Source organism: Natrinema soli (assembly GCF_028618695.1).
This window is the reverse complement of sequence record NZ_JAQIVI010000327.1, coordinates 1-9,817: the sequence shown is the minus strand read 5'-3', so window position 1 is coordinate 9,817 and position 9,817 is coordinate 1. Positions and strand designations below refer to the sequence as shown.

The window sequence follows — 9,817 nt, the reverse complement described above, 5'->3', positions numbered from 1 at the left end:
CTGGGCTCGATGGCCGACGCCGAACTCGAGTCCTACCACGTCGACGCGGTGACGGGCGGTACCGACGCCGTCGTTACCGTCGAGGTGACGATGGCGCGCAACGACCGCTCGGTGACGGTCGCCCGAAGCGAAGCCGACATCACCCGCGCGAGCGTGAAAGCGATGGTCGACGCGCTGGATCGACTGCTCGCGGCCGATCAACGACCGCTCGCGCCGGCCGACGACTGAGGCCTGCGCTCGACTCGTTTTTGCTGTTCGTCAAAAGGGTGTAACTGTCGTCGTCCGGCCCTCCGCGCTTACCCCTGTCGGAAGGGGTTGCGAATGGGATTCCACGGCTCGAGCAGGGAGACGATCGCGAGAAACAGGGCAACGACGGCGAGAAACAGGGCAACGACGAATAGACGAACGATCCCGTCCCCCGACGACGGATCCCGAGATCGAGAGTCGTCGCCATCACCGCTGTGACCCCGATCCAGCGGCTCCCGACGATCAGTCGCTTCCGACGGTCCAGAGCCGATACGTCGACTCGAGTCGCTCGAATATAGTCGATCTTGAACAGTTCTGTTCAGGAGCGTTGATTCTAGCCCTGCGTATGCAGGTTGTGATTGGGGCCGATTATAGTCAGTAGTTTCCCCGGGACGGCGTCGAGATTGATCACCTGTGATATGTAGGGGCCTACTGACCGGTTCCAGAACGGTTGCAGGCAGAAAACAGACCCGGGGCCGCTTGCAGCCGTGCAATTATCAGTAGATTAGGTATAACAAATTCGGAAATTCGTGACTGTGTGTTCGTGATGGAAACCGACCATCAGCAAGACGGATCGACCGGTACTACTGGAGAGACGACGCGTCGTTCGTACGTCCGATTGCTCGCCGCGATAGGACTCGGCGGTGCCATTACCGGCGCGGCCGCGTCGGGGCCGCAGGGCGTCGGCGTCGCCGCAGCACAAACAGACGGGTCCGCGCGCGGGATAACTGTGAGCGACTCGGGATCGACGATCGCCGACGACGTGTCGCAGTTGAATTTCGCCGACTCGCTCTCGGCGACCGAATCCGCTCCGAACACTGTCAGCGTTCGGGGCGAGACGAATCCGAATATCGTCGACGTTCGCGACGACCTCGGGGTCGAACCCGAGGGAGATGACCTCTGGGCTGCGATCGAGGAACACTACACGTCGTTCGAACCAACGGAGCGGAACCACCGCTACGAGATACCCGCCGGGACGTGGCACGTCGAGACCGACAACATCCACTTCGACGCTCACGAATTTTTGGGCATCGTCGGTGATCCGTTCGCCGTCCTCAAAGTCACTGATCGGAACGTCGACCGCCTGATGACCGTCGGATCGGTGGACGCGTCGCTCCCGCACGCCCAGCGGACCGTCATGCGAGATCTGCAGGTCGACGTTCGGGGCGATTACGACGCCGGTATCGCCCGCTGGTACACCTACCGGTACGGACGCATGGAGAACGTCTCGATGCGGGGGACGCGTGACAAGTTCAATCCCGACTACGGCGGCGACCGACACACGGTCCTCGTCAACGGTGTCCGGCCCTCGACGACCAACATCATTAGCGGCTGCCATCTCAACAACGGCGATACGGCGTACGACCGATCGACTCACATCGGCCACGCGATCCCCTTCAGTTCGGACATCTACAATCACGGTACGAACCTCTGGGAGGGCTGTCAGGTGTCGGGCTACATCGATAACGGAATCTACGTCTCGGGAGACGACGGCCGAAACATCATCACCGGCTGTCACGTCCGCAACTGCGCCGGTGCGGGGATCCGAATCGGCCCGAACGATCACGTCCAGGACTGCCAGATCACGATGACCGAACACCCCGGCTTCCCGTGGTCCGGTCTCTGGGTCGAGAACGGCGGCGGCCAACTCGTCTCCCAGCTACTGGTGAACAGCCAGATCAGGAAAGACACCGAAATCGTCCGTCTGACCCAGGAGGGACCCGCCAGACTGACCGACGTCCACATCACCGACGAGGGCACCGACGGCCGAGCGATCCGGATCAACGACAACGACGATGCGCCGACTATCCTCGAGGGCTGTACGATAACCGACCGCTCGAGTCCGACGGTGTCAGATTACGCGGTTTACGTCCGATCGTCGAACGTCACGTTCAACGACTGCGAGTTCGACATCGGATCCCAGTCCTCGACGGATCGACACGGCGTTTTCGTCACTACCGGCGGGGACGGCCTCGACCGATTCACGCTCGATAGCTGTATGATCGACGCCGACGGCGCGAGCCTCCGGTTCGCCGAGAGCGGTGCGGACCACTCCGTCGAAAGCTCGTTCTTCGAGGGACTCGTGATGAGCGACCCCGAGACGACGCTCTCGTCGGTGCTGTGGGTCGGCAATCGGCACTACGGCGAGACCAACTTCGCCGGCGAACGAACGGGATGGCAGGGCGACTTCAATTTCGGCTTCGACGTCTAACCATCGGTCGGAACCCGGCGACGGTGGCGCGCCAGCGGCTCGACCTACGTGTCCCGCAACCCGAGGCCGACGGTCCGGTCGTCGAGGGCCTCCTGACGCCTGTCGAGCATGCCGACCTCCTCGTAAGAGGTCGGGCCTTCGACCTGATGGGCGTTCGGACCCGGCTGTTTGCCGAGATAGGTGACGTTCGGATTCGTTCCGATATCCGCGAGGAGTTCGAACTCCTCCTCGGGAGCATCGATGTAGTCTTCGAATCGTTCCTGCGCGACATCCGCATTGGTGGAGACCTCTACGTCTTCGGACGGCCCCTCGAACTGGTCGACCGTGAGATCGAGCTGGGAGAGCGTCTCCTCGCTGGTAAGGTCGAGCCCGTGGTCTTGAAGGGTCGATACGACGTCGAGGATCGTCTGCTCCTGATCCGGCAAGGTATCGCCCGCCGGTGCCTCCTGTTCGTACTCCTCCTGCGTGAGCTGGACCGCCACCGCGAGGGCGATCGACTCCTCGGTGAGTCCGTCGACGGCGTCGGTGACCGCGCCCAGGTTCGAGTCGACTCCCTCGAGCATTGACGGGAGTTCGTCCGGCGATGGGAGACCCGTGCTCACTCGAATCAGTGTCCGCGCTCTGGCAGGGTTGTTCTGGTAGCGCTGGGGATCGCTGTTCGGGTTGTTCTTGTCGCCGAACTGGATGACGCTCGGCGGACAGGCCTGTTCGCACGCGGTCGTCCCGACCAGTTCCTCGCCGTGATTGCCGTCCTGCCGAGCCGGATCGAAGACGCACTTCGACATGACGCCGCGGGGAGCGCGCCGGCTGACGGGTCGGTCGCGGTAGTCGTAGACACCCTCCTCGCTGAGCTCCTCCCGTTCCACGTCCGGTTCCTCCCATTGGAAGTAGTTGACGCCGTACGGACAGGCGACCTGACAGTACCGACAGCCGATGCAGACCTCGTAGTCGGTCAGCACCAGGCCGCCCTCGTCGCGCGTGTGGCGGGCCGTCGTCGGACACACCTTCTCGCAGGGCGCGTCGGTACAGTGCTGACACGGCCGGACGAGATAGTTGAAATCGTGGACGCTCTCGTAGTCGTCGGGTTCGGGCGACTCGACCTGCCCGTCCTCGAAGGCGAGGACGTACATCCAGTTCGCCCCCTCGTCCCACTGATGCTCCGCGTTGCAGGCGGTCACACAGGAGAGACAACCGTCACAGTGCTCGAGGTCGATCGTCATCCCCCACTGCGTCGCGTCCTCGTCGGGGTGTACTTCCCCCGGATCTTCGACGGCCGGTTCCTCCGGCTCCTGCTGGTCGACCGCACCCCACCCGAGACTGGCGATCCCTGCACCGGCGGCCCCCTTCTTGAGCACCTCGCGACGGGACTCGTCGCCGGCAAGCGACGAGAGTAGCGATCCCGACCCCTCGTCGACGTCGTCCGGGCTGTCGATCGGTCGCCCGTCCTCGCCGAACTCCTCCATCACGTCGTCGTGATACCGCTCGTGGAACTCCTCCTCGGAGAGCTCCCCTTCCGTGACCCGCATCGCGTCTCGCCCCATCTCCATCCCGAGTTCCGCGTCGTACTCGGTGTCGTCGAGCACGTCCTCGAGGTCGTCCTGCCACGCCTCGCCGAGCGGATGAAACGTCTCGTCGCTCGCGGCGGTATCATCGATCGGTTCGTCGGAACTCATTGCACCCACCCTGTCGGAACGGCCTGTGCTATAGTTGCGTACATTGGTGACTTATGACACAGAATATACGACCAGTATTTGCATAGTGGCCCCCCTTGCGAGTGATGGGGTTCCGGTCGGTTCGTCGGGGTCAGGATGCCACCGAGCGACTGAAACGTGCCGCAACCGCACGTCTCGGTCCCGATTACCGGTGTATCGAACCCGATCGGTCACTCACGCGTCTCGAGGCGGTATCGCTCGAGAGGGACGGGGTTCGTACACGCGTCGCTCGTCCTATTTCGCCGTTTTGCAGCAACGGTAGTTAATTCACGCCGCTACGCGGCGCTTATCAGTTAGTTGCTGCAAAAGCGCCGAGAGGGAGATTTGAACCACGGTCGTTCCGCGTCGCTTCACTCCCTGATTCAAATCTCCGTATGGGTTTCGCGACGACGGTCGGTTCGCTCCGCTCACCGTCGTTATCGTCGCGAAAACGCCGAGAGGGAGATTTGAACTACGCCCAGACGTGCTCGCTACGCTGCGCGCGACTGGTCTACTTCAAATCCCCCGTTTACCACTTTGCAGCAACGGTAGTTAATTCACGCCGCTACGCGGCGCTCATCAGTTAGTTGCTGCAAAAACGCCGAGAGGGAGATTTGAACTCCCGAGTCCGTGAGGACAGTAGATTTCGAATCTACCGCCTTGGCCGGGCTAGGCTATCTCGGCTCACTACTCCCTACTCGAGAGACGTTTTTACCCGTTTCGATCCGTAGCGCTCCCTGTGATCGATTCACGTCCGAGATCGTCGACGGAATCGATCGACTCGAGCGGGGTCGAAACAGTGACCGTCGCTCCTCGGCGTGACACTCGCTCGGTCCGTGTCGACTATCCGGTGTTTTTCATCCCGGCCGCGATCCCCTTGACCGTCAGCCGCAGCGTCCGTTCCTCGATGTCCGTTCGATGGGTTCGGTCGAGCAAGTAGACCTGCAACATGTTCAGCGGATCCACGTAGGGATTTCGGCGCTCGAGGTTCTCCCCGAGCCAGTCGCGGGTGTGTAGCTGATCGCGCCGCCCGATTTCGGTGATGAGGTCGGCGGCCCGCTCGTACTCGTCGGTCACGCGCGGGAAGAACCGGTCGCGCAGGTCCGGCTCCGCCAGTTCGGCGTAGCGCTCGGCGATCTCGAGTTCGGTTCGGGACAGCGAGAGCGCCGCGTTGTCGAGCGTCGTTCGGAAGAACGGCCACTCCTCGTACATCGTCTGGAGGGTTTCCATCGAGCCGCCGTCGTCTAAGTAGGCCTCGATGCCGCTCGCGATGGCGTACCAGCCCGGCAGGATACACCGCGCCTGGGTCCACGAGAACACCCACGGGATCGCGCGCAGGTCCTCGACGGTGCGCTCGCCCGATCGGGAGGCCGGACGGGAGCCCAGATCGAGATCCTCGATGACCGTGATCGGCGTCGCCTGCTCGAAGTACTGGACGAATCCCTCGCTCTCGAGGAGATCGCGGTACTCGCGTCGAGCGGCGTCCGCCATCGTTTCCATCGCGTCGACCCACTCGTCGCGAACGTCCTCCTCCGGTTGATCCAGCGCCCCCTTGCGCGCCCGGAGTTGGGCGTTGAGCATCTGTTCGATGTTGCGCTCGGCGATGCGCGGGTTGGCGTACTTCTCGGCGATAGCCTCGCCCTGTTCCGTAAACTTGACCTGGCCCGTGACGGTCGAGTTCGGCAGCGCGAGCAGCGCCTCGTTCATCGGGCCGCCGCCCCGGGAAATCGAGCCGCCGCGGCCGTGGAACAGCCGCATCGTCACGTCGTGATCGTCGCAGATCTCGCCGAGCCGGCGCTGGTTCTTGTACAGCGACCAGTTCGCGGCGAGGAAGCCGTTCTCCTTGTTCGAGTCCGAGTAGCCCAGCATGATCTCCTGGGTCTGGCCCCGCGCCTCAAGAACCTGCGAGTACGCGTCGTTCTCGAACAGCGAGCCCATGATCCGCCGGGCACCCGAGAGGGCGTACTCGGTCTCGAGCAGCGGCACGATATCGATCCCGGCGTGTTCGGGCAGGGCGATGACGTCGGCCTGATCGGCCAGGAACAGCACCTCGAGGACGTGGCTGGGTTCCTCGGTCATCGAGATGGCGTAGGTGTCGATGGCGTGGCTGCCGTACTCGGTCTGCCAGTCGGCGAGGCTGTCGAATAACTCGAGGACGCGCGCCGAATCGTCTGAGAGCTCCGCGGTGTCGCTCAGATCGATCACCGGCTCGTCCTGCAGGACGGCGTCGGTCAGGAACTCGACGCGGTCGTCCTCCGAGAGCTCGTGGTAGTCGATCCCCTCGGCCTCGAGCGCCTCGGCGATGGCGTCGGTGTGTTTCTGCTGGTGCTCTCGCAGGTCGAGACTCGCGAGCGAGAAACCGAACGTGGCGACCTGTCGGCGGATCGGGTCGACGTGGGCGTCGACGACGCTCTCGGCGCCGTTGTTGCGCAGGCTCTTCGAGATGACCTCGAGATCCGCGAGGAGGTCGTCGACCTCGTCGTAGCCGCCCGGCCGAACGTCGCCGACGCGGCGGAGTCGCTCGCGCATGAGCTTGAGCTTCTGCCGGTAGGGTTCGCCGGGATAGCGCTGCTCGGCGGTGCGGGCGCTGCCGGGGAGGCGCTCGCGATCGCGCTCGAGAGTGGCCTGAAACTCGGACCCGGCGTCGATCCGACTGCCGTCCTGACTCAGAACCCCCGAGAGCCGTTTGAGCTGTTCGCGATACTGCTCGAGAACGACCGATCGCTGGCGCTCCAAGGTGTTCGCGGTCACGTCGGGGGTCACGTACGGGTTGCCGTCGCGGTCGCTGCCCGCCCACGAGCGGAACTCGAAGAGCTTCGGGATCTCGAGGTTCCCGGGGACCTCCTCGTCGATCGCGTCGTCGAGTTCGTCGTAGACCTCGCCGACCACGTCGAACAGCGTGTTCTCGAGGTACCACTGGACGTTGCGCGCCTCGTCTTCGGGTTCGGGCTGGCGATTGCGCACCTGCGGGGTCTGCCAGAGACTCGTCACCTCGGCGTCGATATCCCGCCAGAGCTGACTCTCCTCCTTGTCGGTCAACAGTCGTTCGTCCAGCGTCTCGAGGTACGTCGAGGTCTCTCGCAGTTTGGACTTGACGGTCTTGCGCCGGGCTTCGGTCGGATGGGCGGTGAACGTCGGCTCGATCAACACGTCGTCCAGGATCTGTCTGACGGTCTCGACGTCCGCCTCGCCGAGTTCTTCGGCCGCGGTCTCGAGGCTATCCTCGAGGGTTCCCTCCTGGGAGGCCGTGCGGATCGTCCGGACCCGCTCGCGCTCTTCGGCGAGGTTGATCAACTCGAAGTAGGTCGTGAACGCGCGGGCGACGATCCGTTGCTGGTGGGGCGACAAGTTCTCGAGTTCCGTCACGAGCGGCTCGCGGGACTCGAGCTCTCCGGATCGGTAATCGATGGCTGCCCGCCGACACGATTCGACCGTTTCAAACGACCTGCGGGACGTCTGGTCCTCGAGGACGTCTCCGAGTAACGCGCCGAGTTCGCGGACGTCTTGTCTGACGTCCCTGTTGTGGAGTCGCATATCGTGTGGATGTGCGTGCCGTGGTAAAAACCCCTCGCAGGTACGCTGATCGGCTCATGCATCGTTTTCCGTGATAGTTACTGGAGCCGAAATTCGACCGTTGGACGTGTGCAATCGATCTGTCCGCTCAACAGTCCGTTGACTGTCAGTATCGACATCATCGGCGTGAAAATTACTACGGTTGTAAATAATATCCAATTTGGCCGGAGAGGGGACGGGATATACTCGTGGTGGCAGCATTCAATTTCGAATAGTGGACGGTTTGCGGGCCTCGATTATCTCACCGGGAGTTCGCTCGCACGGAAGTCGATGAGATTCCGAAATTCAGATGCGGGCCAGATCTGGGCTCGAGCAGGCGGCACCGGACCGGCTATCGCGACACTGGCTCGGCTATCAGCGTTGTCGGGCGGAGTATCATCCGTCCGGATCGTGGTAGCACATCTACGGCGCTCCCGCTACGTTCGATTCTCGGACGCCGATTCGAGACATCGCCGCTGCTCCGATCCGTGAGAGTCGACGCAGAGTAGCGCTACTGGTCCGTGTACTGCGCACAGACGCGTCGAATGCCCTCCTCGAAGTCGATCCGCGGTTCCCAGCCGGTCTCCGCTCGGATCTTCGATGCGTCGGCGCAGGTGTCGTGGACGTAGACCGAATCGGGGATCGGGTTCTCGACGTACTCCGCTCCCACGTCGGTACCGAGTTCGTCGTTGATCATCTCGACGACTGTGTCGAAATCGTACGCCTCTCCGGTCCCCAGATTGTAGATTCCGTCGAGTTCGTGGACCGCGGCCAGCTCGAGGCCGCGAACGATATCGGAGACGTGCGTGAAGTCCCGCGTCTGGGTGCCGTCGCCGTAGAGAACGGGTGATTCGCCGTCGGCGATGTCGTCGGCGAACTGGGCGATCACGTTGGCGTACTCGCCCTTGTGTTCCTCCGCGCCGCCGTAACCCTGATACACCGAGAAAAATCGCATGCCGGCCGCGGACATGTCGTAGTGATTCGAGAAGTACTCTCCGTAGCGTTCCCGTGCGAGCTTCGAGGCCTCGTAGCCGGTGTTGACGCTCACCGACATGTCCTCGGGCGACGGCTCCGTTCGACTGCCGTAGATCGACGACGTCGAGGCGTAGACCACCGTCTCGCAGCCGTCCTGTCTGGCCTGTTCGACCACGTTGACGAAGCCTTCGACGTTGACCCTGGCACCCGCCGCGGGGTCCTCCTCGTGCATCGCGTACGACGACAGTGCCGCGAGGTGAAAGACGACGTCGACGTCCGTCGGCAGATCATCATCGAGGACGCTCGCTTCGACGAATTCGACGTCATCGGACAGGTTTTCCGGCGTTCCCAGATAACAGTCATCGATGACGGTCACGTCGTTCGACTCGGCGAGATGATTCGCCAGGTTCGATCCGATAAATCCCGCACCGCCGGTGACGAGGACGGTTTGCTCCTCGAGGTTCATACCGAAACAGGCCATTCGGTGACGCAAAGGTGTTTGGAAGTTTCCGTACCGATGGTGGCGGGTATTTTCCGCGACGCGACACGGGCGATGAAGCGACCTGACAGTCGCATAACGCTGACGTGACGCTGGCCGTGAGATGACAGTGACCGCGAGATGACGCTGACCATGTCGCGACGTTGACCGTGTTGCGACGCTGACCGTGAGACGACGCTGACCGTGAGACGCCCGACTCGAGCCGATCCGTCGCTGGTCGCCCGCAGCGGGCCGTCTCCGACCAGGCCTTCGGCGTTGCTTCCCGTCCTCGGCGGAGTACCCGTCGGTGGGTTAATGTGACCACATCACAAAGTCCAGCAGGTGAATCCGCTCTCGAATCAGTACCACCGCCGATGGCTCGGCTGGTGTGTGCTCGTCGCGGGGTTCTTTCTCGTCAGTCTCCACCGATCGTCGACCGCGGTTCTTTCGGAACAGTTGATGCGCTCGTTCGAGACGACGGGAACGAGTCTCGGATTGCTCCACTCGTCGTTTTTCTACCTCTACGCGGTGTTTCAGATTCCGGCCGGCCTGCTGACGGACCGGTACGGCGTGCGCGCGATCGCCACGGCGGGAACCGCAGTGATGAGTCTCGGGGCGCTCGCGTTCGGTCTCGCGCCGACGTACGCGCTGGCGTTCGTCGGC

6 protein-coding genes and 1 tRNA gene are annotated in these 9,817 nt (G+C 63.0%); 3 read left to right on the top strand and 4 right to left on the bottom strand.

Features of this window, described 5'->3' with window-relative positions:
* A partial coding sequence (locus tag PGX04_RS19515) for an alpha-isopropylmalate synthase regulatory domain-containing protein (RefSeq protein ID WP_273740038.1) occupies nucleotides 1-228 on the top strand: 228 nt, incomplete at its 5' end.
* A 565-nt stretch (nucleotides 229-793) separates the two neighbouring features.
* The gene (locus tag PGX04_RS19510) at nucleotides 794-2,458 is read left to right on the top strand and encodes a right-handed parallel beta-helix repeat-containing protein (RefSeq protein WP_273740037.1); all 1,665 of its coding nucleotides are present in this window, start codon (nucleotides 794-796) and stop codon (nucleotides 2,456-2,458) included.
* Between the two features lie 44 nt (nucleotides 2,459-2,502).
* Here PGX04_RS19510 and PGX04_RS19505 read toward each other — a convergent pair whose 3' ends face one another.
* The 4 genes from PGX04_RS19505 to PGX04_RS19490 all read right to left on the bottom strand — a co-directional run bounded on the left by PGX04_RS19505 (nucleotide 2,503) and on the right by PGX04_RS19490 (nucleotide 9,142).
* Nucleotides 2,503-4,131: a 4Fe-4S ferredoxin N-terminal domain-containing protein gene (locus PGX04_RS19505; protein ID WP_273740036.1), complete on the bottom strand. Its 1,629-nt coding sequence runs from the start codon at nucleotides 4,129-4,131 to the stop codon at nucleotides 2,503-2,505.
* Between the two features lie 617 nt (nucleotides 4,132-4,748).
* Nucleotides 4,749-4,833, bottom strand: a tRNA-Ser gene (locus PGX04_RS19500).
* Nucleotides 4,834-4,992: 159 nt separating this feature from the next.
* Entirely contained in the window at nucleotides 4,993-7,683 is a 2,691-nt protein-coding gene (ppc, locus tag PGX04_RS19495; protein ID WP_273740035.1) for a phosphoenolpyruvate carboxylase, read from the bottom strand.
* A 529-nt stretch (nucleotides 7,684-8,212) separates the two neighbouring features.
* Nucleotides 8,213-9,142, bottom strand: coding sequence for an NAD-dependent epimerase/dehydratase family protein (locus PGX04_RS19490; RefSeq protein ID WP_273740034.1), 930 nt, complete (start codon nucleotides 9,140-9,142; stop codon nucleotides 8,213-8,215).
* Between the two features lie 354 nt (nucleotides 9,143-9,496).
* Here PGX04_RS19490 and PGX04_RS19485 point away from each other — a divergent pair.
* The coding region (locus PGX04_RS19485; protein WP_273740033.1) for an MFS transporter at nucleotides 9,497-9,817 on the top strand (321 nt) is incomplete at its 3' end.